Origin of the sequence: Streptomyces mauvecolor (assembly GCF_039532965.1) — a bacterium.
GTDB classification, from domain to species: Bacteria; Actinomycetota; Actinomycetes; order Streptomycetales; family Streptomycetaceae; genus Streptomyces; species Streptomyces violascens.
On the sequence record NZ_BAAASQ010000034.1, the window covers coordinates 156,067 to 177,723 of the forward strand.

A 21,657-nucleotide genomic window follows, 5' to 3' on the forward strand; every position below is an offset into this window, starting at 1 on the left:
GCGCCTGATCGAGGCGCAACGCGAGATCTTCTGGATCCTTTCACGCGATCTTTGCGTGTCAACTAGTTTGCGGACGCTGTGAGTAGCTCGACTTCGGCCAGCGAAGTGGTCGTTGTGGGGACGAGTCGGTAATGGGTGTAGGAACCGGGTGAATGGATGGAGAACACCCGGGTCTGCCGGTCCCAGGCGAAGGATTCTCCGGATCGCCTGTCCAACTCTGTCCATTTCGTTCCGTCTTGTGATCCTTCGAGGACCCAAGCGGATGGTGCCTTTCCGGCTGTGGCCGAGGTCAGCGTGTACTGGGTGGCCTTCGTGGCCTTGCTCACCGGGAGGTCCGTCGGCCCGAATTCGGCCGATGTCGCCGAGGAGTTGTCGAACAGGGGGCCGGAGCCGGTGATCGCGTCGCTCGCGGGGGAGGGCACCTTGTCGTCCTTCGTGATGGAGACCGGCGCCGCGTTCTTGCCGGTGCCCCACGACGAGGGGTGCGCGCCCATGGTGAAGTCGAGCGTGCCGCCGCGCGCGAGCAGGTCGTGCGGGAGCGCCGTCGAGTTCCACGGCTTCCCGTCGACCTTCAGGGACTGCACATACACGTTGCGCTCGCTGTTCTTAGGCGCCTTCACGACCAGGTCGCGGCCGTTCTCCAGATGGACGGTCGCCTTCGTGAACAGGGGCGAGCCGATCGCGTACTCGCCGCTGCCCATCACCAGCGGGTAGAAGCCGAGCGCCGAGAACACGTACCAGGCCGACTGCTCGCCGTTGTCCTCGTCGCCGTGGTAGCCCTGCCCGATCTCGCTGCCGTTGTACAGGCGCCGCAGCACCTCGCGGATCTTCTCCTGCGCCTTGTAGGGCTGACCGGCCGCGTCGTACATGTACGTCACGTGGTGGGCGACCTGGTTGGAGTGGCCGTACTGGCCCATCCGCACGTCCCGCGCCTCGGTCATCTCGTGGATGACGCTGCCGTACGAACCGGCGAACTCCGGCGACGCGGTCTCCGGCGTCGAGAAGTAGGCGTCCAGCTTCTTGGCGAGGCCCGCCTGGCCGCCGTACAGATTGGCCAGGCCCCGCGAGTCCTGCGGGGCGGTGAAGGCGTAGCCCCACCCGTTGGTCTCGGTGTAGTCGTAGCCCCACACACGCGGGTCGAACGTGGCGCTGTCCACGCGCCACTGCCCGTTCGCGTCCTTGCCCTGGAAGAAGCCCGCCTTGGCGTCGAAGAGCTTCACGTAGTTCTGGGCACGGCCCATGAAGTACGCCGACTCCTCCTTGTAGCGGGGCTTCTTCGTCTTCGCGTACAGCGCCTGGCCCATCTTCGCGAGGCCGTAGTCGTTGACGTAGCCCTCCATCGACCAGGACAGGCCCTCGGGCGTGGAGGTCGGGGCGTAGCCGAGGAAGGGGGAGGTGTCCATGCCCTTGCGGCCCACCCCGGAGGAGGGCGGTGCGACGGTGGCGTTCTTCAGGGCGGCCTCGTACGCCGCCTCTGCGTCGAACTTCACGCCCTTGACATAGGCGTCCGCGAAGGCCACGTCCGAACTGGTGCCGGTCATCAGGTCCGCGTAGCCGGGCGAGGACCAGCGGGAGATCCAGCCGCCGTCCTTGTACTGCTGCACGAAGCCGTCGACCATCGCGCCGGCCTTCTTCGGGGTGAGGAGGGAGTAGGCGGGCCAGGTCGTCCGGTAGGTGTCCCAGAACCCGTTGTTGACGTACACCGTGCCGTCGACGACCTTCGAGCCGGTGTGCGTGGGGGTGTCCTCGCCGGTCTTCGGCGAGAAGGGGCTGGCGTACTGGTTCTTCGTACCGACCTTCTCGAAGCCGGAGTTGGGGTACAGGTAGAGGCGGTAGAGCGAGGAGTACAGGGTGGTCAGCTGGTCGTGCGAGGCGCCCTCGACCTCGATGCGGCCCAGAATGTCGTCCCAGGCCTGCCGCGCCCGGTCCTTGATCCCGTCGAAGCCGGCCTTCGCGGGGATCTCGGCGGCCAGGTTGGCCTTCGCCTGGTCCACACTGATGAGTGAGGTCGCCAGGCGCAGGGTCACCGTGCGGTTCTTGCCGGGGTTGAAGCGGGCGTAGCCCGTGACGTCGGCGCCCCCGCCGCCCGGCAGCTTGCCGCTCGCGGTCACGGGCGTGTCGAAGACGCCGTACACGAAGAGCCGTCCGGCGCCGGTGGACAGGCCGCTCTTCACGTCCGAGTAGCCGGTGAAGGAACGCGTCGCCGGGTCGAGGGCGAGGCCGCCCTGGTTGGTGACGTTGTCCAGGATCAGGCTCGCGTCGTCACCGGGATAGGTGAACCGCATCATCGCCGCGTGATCGGTCGGCGTGATCTCGGTCCTGAGCCCGTTCTCGAAGGTGACGCCGTAGTAGTACGGCTTGGCGGTCTCGTTCTCGTGCCTGAACGGCAGCGCGCGGGCGGTCCGGGAGGCGTCGGGGGTGCCGGCCGCCGCCGACGGCATCACCTGGAAAGTCTGCCGGTCGCCCATCCACGGGCTCGGCTCGTGGCTGGCGCTGAAGGCCTCCAGGGTGGGCAGGTTGTCGGCGTTGTTGCGCCGCGCGTAGTCGTACAGCCAGTCCTGCGAGCCGGCGTTGGTGACCGGGGTCCAGAAGTTGAAGCCGTTGGGAACGGCGGTCGCGGGAAAGTTGTTGCCGCGCGAGAACGAGCCGCTCGAATTGGTGCCGCGGGTGGTCAGCGCGTAGTCCGAGAGGTGCGCGAGCGGCTTCTCGGGCTGCTTCGGCGCGATCGAGAGGTCGTCGATCCAGCCCTGGAACTTGGCCGGCCCCTTGGGGGAGTCGTACGCCACCAGGATCCGGTCCACCGTCCTGCCCGCGGCGACCGTGCCGATCACCGAGGACACCTGGTTCCACTGGTTGACGTAGAGCGTCTTGGCGGCGCCCTGGCCCTGCGGGCTGAGCAGCCCGCCGTGCGAGTCCAGCGCCTTCAGGTCACTCAGATAGGTGCCGTCGGTGAAGGCCAGGTCCACGGACACGTTGGTGGCCGGGTAGGTGAGGTCGGTCTCCGTCATCGAAGGGAAGATCTTGTAGTCGAGCTCGGTGTCCCGGCCGACGGGGAGATCGACGTCGAAGACCTTGTTGTACGAGTAGGCCCGGCCGTCCGCCTTGTGGGTGCCCGCGTAGCGCAGCGCCCGCTTCCCGGTGAAGCCCGCGTTGGCCTTGGCGGTGGGGGAGCCGCCGGGGCCCCGGTCGGGCATGGTGCGCATGTCCGGCGGGATCGGGGTGCTGGTGTCCCCGTTGGAGAACTGGACATCGGCGAGCTGGGTGATGGGGGCGCCGCCGTTGGCCGTGATCTCCAGGCGGTAGTGCGCGTACGCCGTGGTGTTCGCGACATCGTACGTCCTGGTCTGGAAGCGGTCCTTGAAGCTCTCGCCGGTGCGGCTGTCCAGGGTCTTCCAGTCCTTGCCGTCCGCCGAGCCCTTCAGCGTCCAGTCCTTGGGGTCCCGCTCGGGGGCGTCGTTGGCGGACGTCAACGCGTAGGTGACCGTCTTCACCGGTTCGGACAGATCGAATTCGAGCCAAGCCGTGGGCTGGAAGGCGAGCCATTTCGTGCTGGGCTGCCCGTCGACGAGATTCTCCTTCACCTCGCCGCCGTCGGTGTTCTCGGCGCTGGCCCGGACGTCGGTGACCTTGTCCGTCACATTGCCCGGTATGCCGCTGGTGAAGCCACCGTCGACGCCCGAGGCCCGCGGGTGCCCCGCGCGGTCCGTATCGACGGTATTGGTCCAGTCCGGCTGTGGCTGCCCCGTTTCGAACGAGGTGCTGAACCGGCCGCCGTTCTGCGGCGGTTGGGCGGTCGCGGACGGCGCCCCGACGGCGGACTGCGCCGTCACTACGAGCAGGAACGAGGCCGCCACCAGGGCGGCCGCCGGTCCTCGTCGGTACCGGGATCTGGGCAGCATGAGGGCCCTTTCCTTCGGCGCAAGCCGGTCTCGTCCGGCAGGTGCGAGGTGGACAACGTTGTCAGAGTGGAAACGCAGGATCCAGTAGCGCGGCAAGTGCAGGTTGGTGTCAAGGGCGTTGGGAAGGAATGGATGGCCTGAATCGTCAGGGGCAATGCAGACGTCAAGGTGTGTAATGCGCGTCAAAAGGAGCAGCCTCATCCACATTGGTACGTACCAATGGACATATCCGCGAGGTCTCAACTCGGGAAAGACTGTCGGCCAACCCTGCTTTCGATCTTGCTCAGTTGACGGGAAGTGGACTATACCTGTCGGCGTCCGGGCAACCCGCTGAACGCGGGCGGGGGAACCGCGTGCGGGCCGGTCGGCCCGGGACCGGGCAGCCTCCGCGATGGATGTACGGCATCACTCACGCTTCAACTGTTCGCGGGCGTCGGCGGATTCCGCTGCACCGCATGAGTCCTGGAGAAGGCGAGGACTTGAGCATGGGATCCGAGATCAACCGCCGTGACGCACTCAAGCGGGCCATGGCAATCGGCCTGCTGGCAGTGCCGGCGACGTCACTGCTGAGCGCGTGTGCCAGTTCCGACGGCGGTGACAGCACCAAGAAGCCGAGCTCCCAGGGAACCAAGTCGGCGGACAATCCGCTCGGCGTCAACAAGGGCACCGCCCTTGAGGCGTTCGTCTTCAAGGGCGGATTCGGCGACGACTACATCAAGTCCGCCGAAGCCGACTACAACGCCAAGTACGGCATCACCATCAAGCACACCGGAACGCAGGCCATCGGCCCCAAGCTCCAGCCGCGTTTCGCGAGCAGCACCCCGCCGGACTTCATGGACAACTCCGGCGCCGACAACCTCGACACCGCCGCCCTCGCCAAGACCGGCAAGCTCCAGGACCTCACCCCGCTCCTGGACGCGCCGACCATCGACGACCCGTCGAAGAAGGTCCGCGACGTATTGATCGCCGGCACCGTCGAGCAGGGCCAGTTCGGTTCCAAGGAGATGTACGCGTTCAACTACGCGTTCACCGTCTACGGCAGCTTCTACTCCAACAAGCTGTTCAAGGAGAAGGGCTGGACGTATCCGCAGACCTTCTCGGACATGCTGGCGCTCTGCAAGAAGATCAAGGCCGCGGGCATCGCCCCCTTCACGTACCCGGGCAAGTACCCCTACTACGTGCACTTCGATCTGCTGCACCAGATCGGCAAGGTCGGCGGCAAGGAAGCCCTCAACGCGATCGACAACCTCGACGACGGCGCCTTCAAGACCGACGCGGTCAAGGAAGTCATCACGTACTACGAGGAGCTGGCAGGCCAGGGCTACTTCCTGCAGGGCTCCGAGGGCATGACGCACATCCAGATGCAGACCGCCTGGACGCAGGGCCGTGCCGCGATGGTGGCCGACGGCTCCTGGGTGGAGAACGAGGCGGCGCCCACCATGCCGAAGGACTTCGACCTCGCGGTCGGCTCCCTCATCGGCTCGGGCCCGGGCGACAAGCTGCCCTTCGGCACCCTGTACGCGGCGGCCGGCGAGCCGTTCATCGTCGCCAAGGACGGCAAGAACCCGACCGGCGGCATGGAACTGCTTCGCATCATGCTCAGCAAGAAGCAGACCACCAACTTCACCAACGCCATCAAGTCGCTGACCTGCGTCCAGGGCGCCGCCGACGGTCTTTCCCTGACCCCGGGCCTGACCTCGGCGAACGCCGCTCTGAAGGCGGCCGGGTCGAATGTGCTCAACTCCCGGCTGCAGGACTGGTACAAGAAGCTCAACAACGAGACCCTCGGCAACCTGACGCTCGACCTGCTCACCGGCAAGATCAAGGCGGCCGAGTGGATCGACAAGGCCCAGAAGGCGTCGGACGACACCAAGAAGGACTCCTCCGTCCCGAAGTTCAAGCACCTCTGACGAGGCCGCTTACCACTACTGGCTGAGACGAGAGCGACCGGCGACATGCGACACGGCAAGTACCGGTTCATCATCGGATTCCTGGCAATTCCCCTGGCGCTGTACGGGGTCCTTGTGATCTCGCCGTTCCTCCAGGACTTCCAGATTTCGATGACGAGCTGGAGCGGACTGACCCCCGAGAAGAACTTCATCGGTCTTGACAACTATCAGAAGCTGATCCACAACGACCTCTTCTGGAAGGCGTTGTGGCACAACGTCCTTCTGCTCCTCTTCGTGCCGGTCGTCACGTTGGCTTTCGGTCTCTTCTTCGCCTTCATGCTGAATGTCGGCGGCCGTCGCAGAGGTTCTGCGGGGGTCGCCGGCGTGCGGGGCTCCGGCCTCTACAAGGTGATCTTCTTCTTCCCGCAGGTTCTCTCGATCACGATCATCGCGATCCTGTGGCAGCAGATCTACAATCCCGATCCCCAGAACGGGATGCTCAACTCCCTTCTGGCGGACATCGGTCTGAGTTCGCTCCAGCAGTCCTGGCTCGGCGATTCCAATATCGCGCTGATCTGCATCATGGTCGTGATGGTGTGGGCGAACGTCGGCTTCTACGTGGTCCTGTTCTCCGCCGGAATGGCCTCCATTCCGGGCGAGATCTACGAGGCGGCCCTGCTGGACGGCGCCTCCCGGGTCAAGACGTTCTTCCGGATCACCCTGCCGCTGCTGCGGGACACCGTCGCCACCGCCTGGGTCTACATGGGCATCATCGCCATGGACGCCTTCATCTACGTACAGCTGATGTCCGTGAATGTCGGCGGCCCCGACGAATCCACCGACGTGGTCCCGCTGCTCCTCTACAAGACGGCGTTCCGGGACAACAGCCAGTACGGAATGGCCGCGGCCATGGGTGTCGCGATGCTCATCGTGACCCTGGTGTTCGCCGTTCTCAGCATGCGTCTTTCGCGCCGCGAGCGCATCGAATTCTAGGGATGGCGCGATGACGACCGAAACGATGAAGACGGCCGGCGAGCAGTCGTCCGCGCCCGCCGCCAGCGCCGCCCGCTGGAAGTGGCGCAGCAGCGAGGGAGGCGTGCTCAACGCCTTCTCCCACGTGTTCCTCCTGGTCTGGGCGCTCATGGTGGGCGTGCCCCTGCTGTGGGCGCTGTGGAGCTCGTTCAAGACCTCCGGCGACATCCTGACCCACCCCTGGGCGCTGCCCAGCGAGTTCCACTTCGACAACTGGTCGCGGGCCTGGAGCAAGGCCAACATCGGGCAGTACTTCCTCAACACCGCGTTCGTGGTGGGGCTTTCGACCTTCGGCACGATGCTGCTCGGCTCCATGGCGGCCTATGTGCTCGCCCGGTTCGAGTTCCCCGGCAACCGGTTCATCTACTTCCTGTTCGTCGGGGGCATGGCCTTCCCCGTGGTGATGGTGCTCGTACCGCTCTTCTTCGTCACGAAGAACCTGGGCATCCTGAACACGCTGCCCGGGCTCGTCCTGATCTACATCGCGTACTCGCTGCCGTTCACGGTGTTCTTCATGACGGCGTTCTTCCGTACGCTGCCGACCACGGTCGCCGAAGCCGCTCTGATCGACGGGGCCTCGCACACCCGCACGTTCTTCCAGATCATGCTGCCGATGGCCAAGCCCGGCATCATCAGCATCGGCATCTTCAACGTGCTCGGCCAGTGGAACCAGTACCTGCTGCCCCTGGTGCTCAACCAGGGCGACACCAAGAACTGGGTGCTCACCCAGGGCCTCGCGGACCTGGCCGTGCAGCAGGGCTACCAGGGCGACTGGGGAGCGCTCTTCGCGGGGCTCTCGATCGCGATGCTGCCCGTGCTCGCCGTCTACATCGTCTTCCAGAAGCAGGTCCAGGCGGGCCTGACGGCGGGAGCGCTCAAGTAGGCGAACCGTAGCTCCGCCCTCTTTCCCCGACCGCCCGCGGGCCCCGTGCCCGCGGGCGGTCGCGCGTTTCCGCGCCCCGCTCCGCATCTGCTCAGGTCTTGACGGGAGACCACCCAGAAGGCTGAGCTTAGAGTTCACATGTTGGAGAAAAGACGGGGCCTCATTGCTGCGGCTCCGTGCGGGGACGGCCGTCGTGCCGTCCGCCTACGGCGGGAGTGGATGAGTCGATGGAGACTCCGGGGTCGCAGACGTCACTGCACCGGGCCAACCTTGAGCGGGTCGTACGCGCCGTGCGGATGGCGGGCTCGCTCACCCAGGCCGAGATCGCCAGGACGACCGGCCTCTCCGCGGCCACGGTCTCCAACATCGTCCGCGAGCTGAAGGACGGCGGGACCGTCGAGGTCACCCCCACCTCGGCCGGCGGCCGGCGGGCCCGCAGCGTCTCGCTCAGCGGCTCGGCCGGCATCGTCATCGGCGTCGATTTCGGCCATACGCACCTGAGGGTGGCGGTCGGCAACCTGGCCCACCAGGTGCTCGCCGAGGAGTCCGAACCGCTGGACGTCGACGCCTCCTCCGCGCAGGGCTTCGGCCGGGCGGAGGAGCTGGTCAAGCGGCTGATCGCGGCCACCGGCATCGGCCAGGACAAGGTCATCGGCGTCGGCCTCGGCGTGCCCGGCCCCATCGACGTGGAGTCCGGCACGCTCGGCTCCACCGCGATCCTGCCGGGCTGGACCGGCATCAACCCCAGCGAGGAGCTCTCCGGGCGCCTCGGCGTGCCGGTGTACGTCGACAACGACGCCAACCTGGGCGCGCTCGGCGAGCTGGTCTGGGGCGGCGGGCGCGGGGTGCGCGACCTGGCGTACATCAAGGTCGCGAGCGGTGTCGGCGCCGGTCTGGTGATCGACGGGCAGATCTACCGGGGACCCGGCGGCACCGCGGGCGAGATCGGGCACATCACCCTGGACGAGTCGGGCCCGGTCTGCCGCTGCGGCAACCGCGGCTGCCTGGAGACCTTCACCGCGGCCCGCTATGTGCTCCCCCTGCTGCAATCCAGCCACGGGGCGGACCTGACCATGGAGCGTGTGGTCCAGTTGGCCCGCGAGGGCGACCCGGGCTGCCGCCGTGTCATCGCCGACGTCGGACGCCACATCGGCAGCGGCGTCGCCAACCTCTGCAACCTCCTGAACCCCAGCCGGGTCGTCCTCGGCGGCGACCTCGCGGAGGCCGGAGAGCTCGTTCTCGGGCCCATCAGGGACTCCGTGTCGCGGTACGCGATCCCCAGCGCCGCACGGCAGTTGTCGGTTCTTCCGGGGGCGCTCGGCGGCCGCGCGGAAGTGCTCGGCGCGCTCGCTCTCGTACTCAGCGAAATGGGGGATTCGACCCTGTTGGACAGTGCACTCCCCGCCTCGGCGCCTGCCTTCACTTAGATAACGGATGGCACCGTTGTCATCTCGTTAAGGATTTACTCCTTGACGGTGGGCTTAACGCCGAGTTGACTTCCAGCCACCTCGGCCGCAACGTCGCGGCCTCGTCAGGGAGGTTTCTGAAGTGAACACGAACATGCGTCGTGCCGCTGTAGCCGTTGCCGCCACCGCGATGGCCGTCTCGCTCGCCGCCTGTGGCAGTGCCAAGGAGTCCGGCGGCGGCACCAAGTCGTCCGGCAGCTCCAAGAAGGGCGACGACCTCAAGATCGGTCTGCTGCTCCCCGAGAACCAGACCGCGCGCTACGAGAAGTTCGACAAGCCGCTGATCGAGGCCAAGGTCAAGGAGCTGACCAACGGCAAGGGCCAGATCGTCTACGCGAACGCCAAGCAGGACGCGACGACCCAGAACCAGCAGGCCGACACGATGATCACCAACAAGGTGGACGCGCTCATCGTGGACGCGGTCGACTCCAAGGCCATCGCGGGCTCGGTCAAGAAGGCCAAGGACGCCGGCATCCCGGTCGTCGCCTTCGACCGCCTCGCCGAGGGCCCCATCGACTCCTACGTGTCCTTCGACAACGAGGAAGTCGGCCACGTGCAGGGCAAGGCCCTCCTCCAGGCCCTGGGCGACAAGGCCAAGTCCGGCGACATCGTCATGATGAACGGCGCCGTCACCGACCCGAACGCCGCGCTCTTCAAGAAGGGCGCCCACGCCGAGCTCGACGGCAAGGTGAACATCGGGAAGGAGTACGACACCAAGGAGTGGAAGCCCGAGAACGCCAACTCCAACATGGAGGCCGCGCTCTCCGCCCTCGGCAAGGACAAGGTCATCGGCGTCTACTCCGCCAACGACGGCATGGCCGGCGGCATCATCACCGCCCTCAAGGCGGCCGGCCTCTCCAAGCTCCCGCCGGTCACCGGCCAGGACGCCGAGCTCGCGGGCGTGCAGCGGATCATCTCGGGCGAGCAGTACATGAGCGTCTACAAGTCCTACCCGCAGGAGGACGCCATCGCCGCCGAGATGGCGGTCAAGCTCGCCAAGGGCCAGGACCTCGGCTCGCTGGACGCCAAGAAGGTCGACTCGCCGACCACCAAGGCCGTCCCGTCCACGATCGTCCCGGTCGTGTCGCTGACCAAGGACAACATCAACGACACCGTCATCAAGGACAAGATCTACACGATCGCCGACATCTGCACGGCCAACTACAAGGCCGCCTGCGACGCGCTCGGCCTCAAGTAGGTCCCCCGCCAAGTCCCTTTCCGTAGCTTTCCGTACGAGGGACTTGAGCACTCCGGAACTCCTCCGGCGCCCCGCGCCCGCCTTTCAGCTCCCGCTGCGGCGCGGGCGCCGGACGGAACGTTTCCCCTCCTCAGTGTCTTTTCCGTGTCTTTCTGTTCTCTTCTGCTCGACCTCCGCGCCCCCACCCCTCGGGGCGCGGCATCCCCGCCGGTCAGGCGGCGAAGGAGATGGTTCACGTGTCCGCTACGCCCGTGTTGGCGTTGCGCGGGGTCTCCAAGCGGTTCGGTGCCGTTCAGGCGCTCACCGACGTAGAGCTTGAGGTCCACGCCGGTGAAGTGGTCGCCCTGGTGGGCGACAACGGCGCCGGAAAGTCCACGCTGGTCAAGACGATCGCCGGCGTGCACCCCATCGATGACGGCGTCATCGAGTGGGAGGGCAAGGCCGTCCAGATCGGCAAGCCGCACGACGCCCAGAGCCTCGGCATCGCGACCGTCTACCAGGACCTCGCGCTGTGCGACAACATCGACGTCGTCGGCAACCTCTACCTCGGACGCGAGCTGAAGAAGCGCGGCGTCCTCGACGAGGTCGAGATGGAGCGCCGCTCGCGCGAGCTGCTCACCACGCTGTCGATCCGCATCCCGAGCGTGCGCATCCCGATCGCCTCGCTCTCCGGCGGCCAGCGCCAGACCGTGGCCATCGCCCGCTCGATGCTCGGCGAGCCCAAGCTCGTCATCCTCGACGAGCCGACCGCGGCGCTCGGCGTCGAGCAGACCGCGCAGGTCCTCGACCTCGTGGAGCGGCTGCGCGAGCGCGGCCACGCGGTCGTCCTCATCAGCCACAACATGGCCGATGTGAAGGCCGTCGCCGACAAGGTCGCGGTGCTCCGGCTCGGCCGGAACAACGGTGTCTTCGATGTGAAGAGCACCTCGCAGGAAGAGATCATCTCCGCCATCACCGGAGCCACGGACAACGCCGTGACCCGCCGTGCGGCGCGCAACGCGGAGGCTCAGAAGTGAACACCGACAAGACCTCCCCGACCGACCTCGGCAAGCCGCACGCGGCTCCCGTGGACGCGCCGCCCGCGGCGGCGGCGGCCACCACCGTGGTGGACCCGCGGCTACTCGTGCGTGAGCAGGGCTTCGCCGGCTACATCGGCGACTTCAAGCGCCGGATCAAGGGTGGTGACCTCGGGGCCATCCCGGTCGTCATCGGGCTGATCGTCATCTGCGTGATCTTCCAGAGCCTGAATTCGGCCTTCCTGGGCGCAGAGAACCTCAACAACATCTTCGTCGCCATGGTGGCCACCGGCATGATGTCGGTCGGCATCATCTTCGTGCTGCTGCTGGGCGAGATCGACTTGTCGGTCGGATCCGTCTCCGGTGTGTCCTCGGCGGTGTTCGCCGTCATGAGCGTCACCCACGGGATCAACCCCTGGGTCGCGGTGCTGGCCGCCCTCGTGTCCGGCGCGGTCATCGGAGCCATCCACGGTTTCTTCTTCGCCCGCGTCGGTGCGCCGGCCTTCGCCGTCACCCTGGCCGGCCTGCTGTTCTGGCTCGGCTTCATGCTCCAGATCCTGGGTGACAACGGCACGATCAACACCCCGTACGACGGCGTCGTCGGCAACCTCACCAAGTACTACTTCTCGGATGTCGCCGCCGCCTACGGCCTCGCACTCGTCGCCGTCCTTGCCTACCTGGTGCCGGCGTACCTCGGCAACCGCCGCCGCGAGGCCGCTGGAGTGCCGTCGCGACCGCTGAGCGACATCCTGGTGCGTACGGGGCTGCTCGCCGTCGCCGTCTTCGGCACGGCCGCGATCTTCAACCAGTACAAGGGTCTGCCGCTCGCGACGCTCCTGTTCGCGATCGTCCTCGTTGCCACCGACTTCCTGCTGCGCCGCACCTCCTACGGCCGCAAGGTCTTCGCGATCGGCGGCAGCATCGAGGCCTCGCGCCGTGCCGGCATCAACGTCACCGCGATGCGCATCTCGGTCTTCGCGATCTCCGGGTTCTTCGCGGCGGTCGGCGGTCTGTTCTGGGCCTCCAAGATCGACGCGGCCAACCAGGGTGCCGGTACCGGCGACCTGCTGATGAACGTCATCGCGGCGGCGGTCATCGGCGGCACCAGCCTGTTCGGCGGTCGGGGGCGCGTGTGGAACGCGCTGCTCGGTGTGCTGGTGATCACGTCGATCCAGTACGGCCTGGCCCTGCAGGGCATCGCCACCCCGATCCAGTACATGATCACTGGTGGTGTGCTGCTCGCCACGGTCGTCATCGACTCGCTGACCCGCAAGACCCAGAAGTCCGCGGGCCGCGCCTGACCTGCCCGCTTGCCGACGTGCCCGGTACCCCTGAGGTGCCGGGCACGTCTGCGCGTCGCGGCGCCCGTCAGCCGCCCGGGCGACACAGAACGCACCGCCCCGCGACCGCGGTCCCGGGCGGAACATTAGACTCAACGGATCGGCATGCTCGACCAGCACGGATGCAAGGAGGCACGGGTGCCGCTGCTTACCCGTATCAGGGGACCGCGCGATCTTGACCGGCTCAGCCCGGAGCAGCTCGACCAGCTGGCGGCAGAGATCCGGACCTTCCTGGTGGACGCGGTCTCCAAGACCGGCGGACACCTCGGTCCGAACCTCGGTGTGGTGGAACTGACCATCGCACTGCACCGCGTTTTCGAATCCCCCAAGGACAAGGTCCTCTGGGACACCGGACACCAGAGTTACGTCCACAAGCTGCTCACCGGGCGGCAGGACTTCTCGAAGCTCAAGATGAAGGGCGGCCTGTCCGGCTACCCGGCGCGCGCCGAGTCGGAGCACGACTTCATCGAGAACAGCCACGCCTCCACGGTCCTCGGCTGGGCCGACGGCCTCGCCAAGGCGAACGAGGTGCTCAAGAAGGACGACCACGTCGTGGCCGTCATCGGCGACGGCGCCCTCACCGGCGGCATGGCCTGGGAGGCGCTGAACAACATCGCCGCCGCCAAGGACCGCCCCCTGGTGATCGTGGTGAACGACAACGAGCGCTCGTACGCGCCGACCATCGGCGGCCTCGCCAACCACCTGGCGACCCTGCGCACCACCGACGGCTACGAGCGCTTCCTGGCCAAGGGCAAGGACCTCCTGGAGCGCACCCCGGTCGTCGGCAAGCCGCTGTACGAGACGCTGCACGGCGCCAAGAAGGGCCTCAAGGACTTCATCGCCCCGCAGGGCATGTTCGAGGACCTGGGCCTCAAGTACGTCGGCCCCATCGACGGGCACGACATCGACGCCCTGGAGTCGGCCCTGCAGCGCGCCAAGCGCTTCGGCGGCCCGGTCATCGTGCACTGCCTCACCGAGAAGGGCCGCGGCTACCAGCCGGCGCTCGCCGACGAGGCCGACCGCTTCCACGCCGTCGGCAAGATCCACCCGGACACCGGCCTGCCCGTGTCGACCTCCGGCCTCGACTGGACCTCCGTGTTCGGCGAGGAGATGGTCAAGCTCGGCAAGGAGCGCGAGGACATCGTCGCGATCACCGCGGCCATGCTCCAGCCGGTCGGCCTCGACAAGTTCGCCAAGGCCTTCCCGGAGCGCGTCTACGACGTCGGCATCGCCGAGCAGCACGCCGCGGTCTCCGCCGCGGGCCTGGCCACCGGCGGCCTGCACCCGGTCTTCGCGGTGTACGCCACGTTCCTCAACCGCGCGTTCGACCAGGTCCTCATGGACGTCGCCCTGCACAAGTGCGGCGTGACCTTCGTGCTCGACCGGGCCGGTGTCACCGGCACCGACGGCGCCTCGCACAACGGCATGTGGGACATGTCGATCCTCCAGGTCGTGCCCGACCTCAGGATCGCGGCCCCGCGCGACGCCGACCAGGTACGGGCCCAGCTGCGCGAGGCCGTCGAGGTCGAGGACGCCCCGACCGTGGTGCGCTTCTCCAAGGGCGCGGTCGGCCCCGCCGTCACGGCCGTCGGCCGCATCGGCGGCATGGACGTACTGCGCCGGCCCGCCGACACCGTCGTGCGCCCGGACGTGCTCCTGGTCTCCGTCGGCGCGCTCGCGCCGATGTGCCTGGAGATCGCCGACCTGCTCGACGCCCAGGGCATCTCGACGACCGTGGTCGACCCGCGCTGGGTCAAGCCGGTCGACGAGGCCATGGCACCGCTCGCCGAGCAGCACCGCGTCGTCGTCACCGTCGAGGACAACAGCCGCGCGGGCGGCGTCGGTTCGGCGATCAGCCAGGCGCTGCGTGACGCGGGCGTGGACGTGCCGCTGCGCGACTTCGGCATCCCGCCGCGCTTCCTCGACCACGCCTCGCGCGGCGAGGTCATGGCGGAGATCGGCCTGACCGCGCCGGACATCGCACGTCAGGTGACCGGTCTCGTCTCGAAGCTGGACGGCCGGTTCGAGGAGAGCCGGGCCGCCGCGGAGCCCGCTCGCGACTGATGATGTGACCGTTCGGTCAACGGGCCGGACCGATCTCCCTGTACGGGTGATCGGTCCGGCCCGTTCGCGTGAATAAAGCGCTCAGCCCGGTACCCGTACCGCCACTCCTCCCGATCATGGCGAGGACGTTGAGCTAGCGGAGGTGCACGGGTGGCCAGTACCGGTCTGTTCCGGACCAAATCGATCGAGCAGTCCATTCAGGACACAGAGGAGCCAGAACACGCACTCAAAAAGTCCCTGTCCGCTCTCGACCTCACCGTTTTCGGGGTCGGAGTCATCATCGGCACCGGCATCTTCGTCCTCACCGGCAAGGTCGCCAAGGAGAACGCCGGGCCCGCGGTCTCCCTCGCGTTCGTGGTGGCGGGCATCGTCTGCGCCCTGGCCGCCCTGTGCTACGCCGAGTTCGCCTCGACGGTGCCGGTGGCCGGATCCGCGTACACCTTCTCCTACGCCTCGCTCGGCGAGCTGCCCGCGTGGATCATCGGCTGGGACCTGGTGCTCGAATTCGCCCTCGGGACGGCGGTGGTGGCGGTCGGCTGGTCCGGCTACGTCCGCTCGCTGCTCGACAACGCGGGCTGGCACCTGCCCGAGTCGCTGAGCGGCCGTGACGGTGCCCACGGCTTCGGCTTCGACATCCTGGCGGCCGCCCTCGTCCTGGTGCTCACCGCCATCCTCGTGCTCGGCATGAAGCTGTCGGCCCGGGTCACCTCGGTCGTCGTCGCCGTCAAGGTGACCGTCGTCCTCATCGTGATCATCGCGGGCGCGTTCTTCATCAAGTCCGGCAACTACTCGCCGTTCATCCCCACCGCGCAGCCGCAGACCGCGGGCGGCAACCTCAAGGCCCCGCTCATCGAGCTGATGTCCGGCTACGCCCCCACCAACTTCGGCGTTATGGGCATCTTCACCGCCGCCTCGGTCGTCTTCTTCGCCTTCATCGGCTTCGACGTCGTGGCGACCGCCGCCGAGGAGACCAGGAACCCGCAGCGGGACATGCCGCGCGGCATCCTCGGCTCCCTCCTCATCTGCACGATCCTCTACGTGGCCGTCTCCATCGTCGTCACCGGCATGCAGCACTACACCGAGCTCTCGGTGGACGCGCCGCTCGCCGACGCCTTCAAGGCCACCGGCCACCCCTGGTTCGCGGGCGTCATCAGCTTCGGCGCCGCGGTGGGTCTGACCACGGTGTGCATGATCCTGCTGCTCGGCCAGACCCGGGTGTTCTTCGCGATGAGCCGGGACGGGCTGCTGCCCCGTTTCTTCTCGCACGTCCACCCGCGCTTCCGCACCCCGCACCGGCCGACCATCCTGCTCGGCGTGATCATCGCGATCGTCGCGGGCTTCACCAGCCTCAGCGAGCTCGCCGAACTGGTCAACATCGGCACCCTGTTCGCCTTCGTCGTCGTCGCGATCGGTGTCGTCATCCTGCGCCACACCCGCCCCGACCTGCCCCGCGCCTTCCGCACCCCGCTGGTGCCCTGGGTGCCCGCGGCCGCGGTGGCCGCCTCGCTGTGGCTGATGCTCAACCTGCCCGCCGAGACCTGGATCCGGTTCGGCGTCTGGATGGCGATCGGCGTCGTCATCTACTTCGGCTACGGCCGCAGGCACAGCCGGGTCGAGGCCCGTGTCGGACGCGACGCCGAGTAGCCCACGCCGTACGCGACTCCCCGTAGCCGGAGCCCGATGCGGCCGCGGCCCCGTACGTCCCTCCTGAACGGGGCGTACGGGGCCGCATGGGGTGGCGCGGACCTCGCTCCCGTGTTCCGCGCCGACCGCCCGCCGCCCCTCGCCGTGGACGGGGCTGTCCTCTCCGTACACGGCCATCCGAAGTTCACTCGACCGGGTGAACGACAGCGAGCGGAACGCCGCCCGCCGCCCTTGTGCCGGGTGACGAAAAGCCGCACGTCGGGACGGAAATCCCGGGGGAAAACAGGGGCCCTTACCAGTGTTATGGTCGGCAGAAAGTCGCTGGTTTGCTGGACCCGGACGCGTCGCGCGGATCCGGTGGGGAAAGGTGGTCGTGGACCATGGCACTGAGGTCTCGACAGACATCGGGCGGGGAGCCCGCCAGGTCCGGCGGCATCGTCACCGCGCCGACCCGCGCCACCCCGGCCGTGGCGACCGAGGACGGCCGCCCCACCGTCACCGGCTGGCTCCGGCTCGGCAAGGACGGCAGGCTCTCCGCGTACGCGCCCGCCGCCGGCGGCGTGGCCCGTTGGACGGAGTCGCGGCCGGGCGGCGCCTGGACGGGTCCCGACCTGGTCGCCCCGGGCAAGGGCCTCCAGTCGCACCTCTCGATCGCGCAGGGCGCCGACGGCTATGTGCACATGACGGCGCTGCGGCACACCCCCATGGAGGACGGCGGCACCTGGGCCGAGCTCGTCCACGCCATCCAGTACCAGACGGGCCGCCCGGTCAAGAACTGGGCCGTCGTCGGCTCCCCCTACCCGCGCCGCGACTGGGAGAAGGGCCTCAAGATGGGCCACCCCTCGGTGGGCGTGGACTCGGCGGGCAACGCCCAGATCGTGGTGCGCAACGCCTTCGGCGGGGTCTCCGCGCGCGGCCAGGAGCCGTCGGGCAAGTGGGCGGGCTGGGCCGACCTCAACGGAAACGGCGCCGACCGCTCGATATCGGTCGTGGCGGGCGAGGCCGGCCGGATGGTCATCCACGCGCCGTCCAACACCGGCATCATGCGCTTCGAACGGGCCGACGCGAAGGCCTCCTTCGAGGAGATCGAGAAGCTGGCCGCCGACCCCGAGACCGGCACCATCACCGGCCTGGTCACCTCGGAGGGCGGCCGCATCACCTTCTTCCTGCGTGACGCCAAGTCCGGCGAGCTGCGCGCCTGGCGCGGCGACGGCCCCGCCACGCCGCTCGGCGGCCGGGGTTCGGGCCCGGTCGCGGTGCTCCGCAAGGAGATCGACGGCATCGACTGCACGGTGCTCGCCCAGCGCGACCGCGACGGCCGCCCCGCGATAGCGGCCTACCCCAGCGAGCAGGAGGACGCCGGGGTCACCTGGACCCCGACCGGCGAAGTCTGCGCGGGCGCCCCGGCGTTGGCGCTGGACGCCGACGGCCGGATCGTCCTCGGCGTGTTCACCCCGGACGGCGGCCTGCGCATCACCCGCCAGCGCACGGACGAGCCGGGCCTGGCCCTGGAGGTCTGGCAGCAGGTCTGACGCACACCGCACCGCGCGGGGAGGCCCGGGACCGGATCATCGGCCCCGGGCCTCTCGCGCAGGGGTGGCATACCGTCAACAGCCTTGCCCAGGACGGGACTCGGGCACGACAGAGGCCCCGCACCGAAGTGCGGGGCCTCTGCTGTGGAGCGGTGCTACGCGGGGACGCTCGCGACGCCCTGCGCCAGGAACTTCTTGCCGTTCACGCGCTCCGAGACGCCTTCGCGGTCCAGGTACGGCGTGATGCCGCCCAGGTGGAAGGGCCAGCCGGCGCCCGTGATCAGGCAGAGGTCGATGTCCTGGGCCTCGGCGACGACGCCCTCGTCCAGCATCAGACCGATCTCCTGCGCCACCGCGTCCAGGACGCGGTCCCGGGTCTGCTCCTCGGTCAGGGCGACATCGCCCTGCTTGAGGAGAGCGGCGACCTCCGGGTCCAGCTCCGGCTTCCCGGAGTCGTACACGTAGAAGCCGCGCTTGCCCGCCTTCACGACCGCTGCGAGGTTCTCCGAGACCGTGAAGCGGTCCGGGAAGGCGCGGTTGAGGGTCTCGGACACGTGCAGGCCGATGGCCGGGCCGACCAGCTCCAGGAGGACCAGCGGCGACATCGGCAGACCGAGCGGCTCGACGGCCTTCTCGGCGACGGCGACCGGGGTGCCCTCGTCGATGACGTTCTGGATCTCGCCCATGAAGCGGGTCAGGATGCGGTTGACGACGAACGCCGGGGCGTCCTTCACCAGGACCGCGGTCTTCTTCAGCTTGCGCGCCACCCCGAAGGCCGTGGCCAGCGAGACGTCGTCGGTCTGCTCGCCGCGGACGATCTCCAGGAGCGGCAGGATCGCGACCGGGTTGAAGAAGTGGAAGCCGACGACCCGCTCGGGGTGCTTCAGCTTCGACGCCATCTCGGTGACCGAGAGCGAGGAGGTGTTGGTGGCGAGGATCGCGTGCGCCGGGGCGACCGCCTCGACCTCCGCGAACACCTGCTGCTTGACGCCGATCTCCTCGAAGACGGCCTCGATGATGAAGTCGGCGTCCGAGAAGCCCTCGGCCTTGTCGAGGACACCGGAGACCAGGCCCTTGAGACGGTTGGCCTTGTCCTGGTTGATCCGGGACTTCGAGAGCAGCTTGTCGATCTCGGCGTGGACATAGCCCACACCCTTGTCGACGCGCTCCTGGTCGATGTCGGTCAGCACGACCGGCACCTCAAGGCGGCGCAGGAACAGCAGGGCGAGCTGCGAGGCCATCAGGCCCGCGCCCACGACGCCGACCTTGGTGACCGGGCGCGCCAGGTTCTTGTCCGGGGCACCGGCCGGGCGCTTGGCGCGCTTCTGGACCAGGTTGAACGCGTAGATGCCGGACCGCAGTTCGCCACCCATGATCAGGTCGGCGAGCGCGGTGTCCTCGGCGTCGAAGCCGGCCTGGAGGTCGCCGTCCTTGGACGCCGCGATGATGTCGAGGGCGCGGTAGGCGGCCGGGGCGGCGCCGTGCACCTTCGAGTCGGCGATGAAGCGGCCCTTGGCGACGGCCTGGTCCCAGGCCTCGCCGCGGTCGACCTCGGGGCGCTCGACGGTGACGTCGCCCTTCAGGACCTGCGCGGTCCAGACGAGGGACCGCTCCAGGAAGTCGGCACCCTCGAAGAGGGCGTCGGCGATGCCGAGTTCGAAGACCTGCTTGCCCTTGAGCTGGCGGTTCTGGTTCAGCGAGTTCTCGATGATGACCGAGACGGCCTTGTCGGCGCCGATCAGGTTGGGGAGCAGCGTGCAGCCGCCCCAGCCCGGGACCAGGCCGAGGAAGACCTCGGGCAGCGAGAACGCGGGCAGCGCCTTGGAGACGGTGCGGTAGGTGCAGTGCAGACCGACCTCGACACCGCCGCCCATCGCGGCACCGTTGTAGTACGCGAAGGTCGGCACGGCCAGCGCGGAAAGGCGCTTGAAGACCTCGTGCCCGCTCTTGCCGATGGCGAGCGCGTCCTCGTGGCGCTTGAGGATCTCGACGCCCTTGAGGTCGGCGCCGACCGCGAAGATGAACGGCTTGCCCGTGACACCGGCGCCGACGATGGCGCCCTCGGCGGCCTCCTTCTCGACCTGGTCGATGGCGGCGTTGAGGTTCGCCAGCGAGCCCGGTCCGAAGGTGGTCGGCTTGGTGTGGTCGAAGCCGTTGTCGAGCGTGATCAGGGCGAACCTGCCCGCCCCGTACGGGAGTTCCAGGTGACGGACGTGCGCGGACGTCACGACCTCGTCGGGGAACAGCTCGGCCGCGCCCTTGAGAAGCTCAGCGGTGGTGGTGCTCACTTGCTGCCTCCGGCGTCCTTGTGGTGCGGGTTCTCCCAGATGACCGTGGCGCCCATGCCGAAGCCGACGCACATGGTGGTGAGGCCGTAGCGGACCTCCGGCTGCTCCTCGAACTGCCGGGCCAGCTGCGTCATCAGGCGTACGCCGGAGGAGGCGAGCGGGTGACCGTAGGCGATGGCGCCGCCGTACTGGTTGACGCGCGCGTCGTCGTCGGCGATGCCGTAGTGGTCCAGGAACGCGAGGACCTGGACGGCGAACGCCTCGTTGATCTCGAAGAGGTTGATGTCCTCGATCGACAGGCCGGCCTTGGCCAGCGCCTTCTCGGTCGCCGGGATCGGGCCGTAGCCCATGACCTCCGGCTCGACGCCGGCGAAGGCGTAGGAGACGAGGCGCATCTTCACGGGGAGGTTGTTCTCCCGCGCGAACTCCTCGGACGCGATGATCGACGCGGTGGCGCCGTCGTTGAGGCCGGCCGCGTTGCCCGCGGTGACGTTGCCGTGGACGCGGAACGGCGTCTTCAGGTTCGCCAGGCTCTCCAGGGTGGTGCCCGGACGCATCGGCTCGTCGGCGGTGACGAGGCCCCAGCCGGTCTCGCCCACCTCGGCGTTGGTGTTGCGTACCGAGACCGGCACGAGGTCCTGCTGGATCTTGCCGTCGGCGTACGCCTTGGCGGCCTTCTCCTGCGAGCGGACCGCGTACTCGTCGGCGCGCAGCTTGGTGATCTGCGGGTAGCGGTCGTGCAGGTTCTCGGCGGTCATGCCCATGAAGAGGGCGGACTCGTCGACCAGCTTCTCGCTGACGAACCGCGGGTTCGGGTCGACGCCCTCGCCCATGGGGTGGCGGCCCATGTGCTCGACGCCACCGGCGATCACGGCGTCGTACGCGCCGAACGCGATCGAGCCGGCGACCGAGGTCACGGCGGTCAGGGCGCCCGCGCACATGCGGTCGATGGAGTAGCCGGGCACGGACTGCGGGAGACCAGCGAGGATGCCGGCGGTACGGCCCAGGGTCAGGCCCTGGTCACCGATCTGCGTGGTCGCGGCGATGGCGACCTCGTCGATCTTCGCGGGGTCGAGGGCCGGGTTGCGGCGCAGCAGCTCCCGGATCGCCTTGACGACCAGATCGTCGGCCCGGGTCTCGTGGTAGATGCCCTTCGGGCCCGCCTTGCCGAACGGGGTGCGGACGCCGTCGACGAAGACGACGTCCCTGACGGTACGAGGCACGATGGCTCTCCTCCAGGGTGCGGGGTGGCACTGCACTGCTGCGCACGCGACTGAGCGCGCGCTCACCCCGCCCATGCTACTTACGAGTAACCCGGCTGCCCACCCCCGGGCCCGGGAGCGGCGAACGTCACACTCCGTTCCGGTCCCCCGCGGCTCCGCCCCGGACCCCGTTCGCGCCTGAAC

The 21,657-nt window shown here is 68.3% G+C and carries 13 protein-coding genes; 10 read left to right on the forward strand and 3 right to left on the reverse strand.

The window, feature by feature from the left end:
* Positions 1–62: 62 nt before the first annotated feature.
* Positions 63–3,899 carry a GH92 family glycosyl hydrolase gene (locus ABD346_RS33700; protein WP_344380117.1) on the reverse strand — a complete coding sequence of 1,279 codons (3,837 nt, stop codon included), beginning with the start codon at positions 3,897–3,899 and terminating at the stop codon, positions 63–65.
* Between the two features lie 485 nt (positions 3,900–4,384).
* On the opposite strand from ABD346_RS33700, the gene ngcE reads away from it, so the two are divergent.
* The 10 genes from ngcE (at position 4,385) to ABD346_RS33750 (ending at position 17,963) form a co-directional block, all read left to right on the forward strand.
* A complete protein-coding gene (gene ngcE, locus ABD346_RS33705; protein WP_344380155.1) occupies positions 4,385–5,809 on the forward strand; it encodes an N-acetylglucosamine/diacetylchitobiose ABC transporter substrate-binding protein in 1,425 nt (474 codons plus the stop codon).
* 45 nt (positions 5,810–5,854) lie between these two features.
* Complete coding sequence (locus ABD346_RS33710) at positions 5,855–6,781, forward strand: carbohydrate ABC transporter permease (protein ID WP_189965614.1); 927 nt, start codon at positions 5,855–5,857, stop codon at positions 6,779–6,781.
* 10 nt (positions 6,782–6,791) lie between these two features.
* Complete coding sequence (locus ABD346_RS33715; RefSeq protein ID WP_344380118.1) at positions 6,792–7,703, forward strand: carbohydrate ABC transporter permease; 912 nt, start codon at positions 6,792–6,794, stop codon at positions 7,701–7,703.
* A 227-nt stretch (positions 7,704–7,930) separates the two neighbouring features.
* Entirely contained in the window at positions 7,931–9,130 is a 1,200-nt protein-coding gene (locus ABD346_RS33720) for an ROK family transcriptional regulator (protein ID WP_344380119.1), read from the forward strand.
* 133 nt (positions 9,131–9,263) lie between these two features.
* Positions 9,264–10,367, forward strand: coding sequence for an ABC transporter substrate-binding protein (locus ABD346_RS33725; protein ID WP_344380156.1), 1,104 nt, complete (start codon positions 9,264–9,266; stop codon positions 10,365–10,367).
* A gap of 227 nt (positions 10,368–10,594) precedes the next feature.
* On the forward strand, positions 10,595–11,383 hold the full coding sequence (locus ABD346_RS33730; RefSeq protein WP_344380120.1) for an ATP-binding cassette domain-containing protein: 789 nt from the start codon (positions 10,595–10,597) through the stop codon (positions 11,381–11,383).
* Complete coding sequence (locus ABD346_RS33735; protein WP_381226368.1) at positions 11,380–12,684, forward strand: sugar ABC transporter permease; 1,305 nt, start codon at positions 11,380–11,382, stop codon at positions 12,682–12,684. Before ABD346_RS33730 ends, ABD346_RS33735 begins: the two co-directional genes overlap by 4 nt.
* A 177-nt stretch (positions 12,685–12,861) precedes the next feature.
* Positions 12,862–14,787 carry a 1-deoxy-D-xylulose-5-phosphate synthase gene (gene dxs, locus ABD346_RS33740; RefSeq protein WP_344380121.1) on the forward strand — a complete coding sequence of 642 codons (1,926 nt, stop codon included), beginning with the start codon at positions 12,862–12,864 and terminating at the stop codon, positions 14,785–14,787.
* Positions 14,788–14,937: 150 nt separating this feature from the next.
* Positions 14,938–16,431, forward strand: a complete 1,494-nt coding sequence (locus ABD346_RS33745) for an amino acid permease (RefSeq protein WP_344380122.1) — start codon at positions 14,938–14,940, stop codon at positions 16,429–16,431.
* Positions 16,432–16,811: 380 nt separating this feature from the next.
* Positions 16,812–17,963: a PLL family lectin gene (locus ABD346_RS33750; protein WP_344380123.1), complete on the forward strand. Its 1,152-nt coding sequence runs from the start codon at positions 16,812–16,814 to the stop codon at positions 17,961–17,963.
* Between the two features lie 155 nt (positions 17,964–18,118).
* On the opposite strand, the gene ABD346_RS33755 is transcribed toward ABD346_RS33750, so the two are convergent.
* Both ABD346_RS33755 and ABD346_RS33760 read right to left on the reverse strand, forming a co-directional pair.
* On the reverse strand, positions 18,119–20,251 hold the full coding sequence (locus ABD346_RS33755) for a 3-hydroxyacyl-CoA dehydrogenase NAD-binding domain-containing protein (protein ID WP_344380124.1): 2,133 nt from the start codon (positions 20,249–20,251) through the stop codon (positions 18,119–18,121).
* Positions 20,248–21,474 carry a thiolase family protein gene (locus ABD346_RS33760; protein ID WP_344380125.1) on the reverse strand — a complete coding sequence of 409 codons (1,227 nt, stop codon included), beginning with the start codon at positions 21,472–21,474 and terminating at the stop codon, positions 20,248–20,250. The genes ABD346_RS33755 and ABD346_RS33760 overlap by 4 nt, the downstream gene beginning before the upstream one ends.
* Between the last annotated feature and the right edge of the window lie 183 nt (positions 21,475–21,657).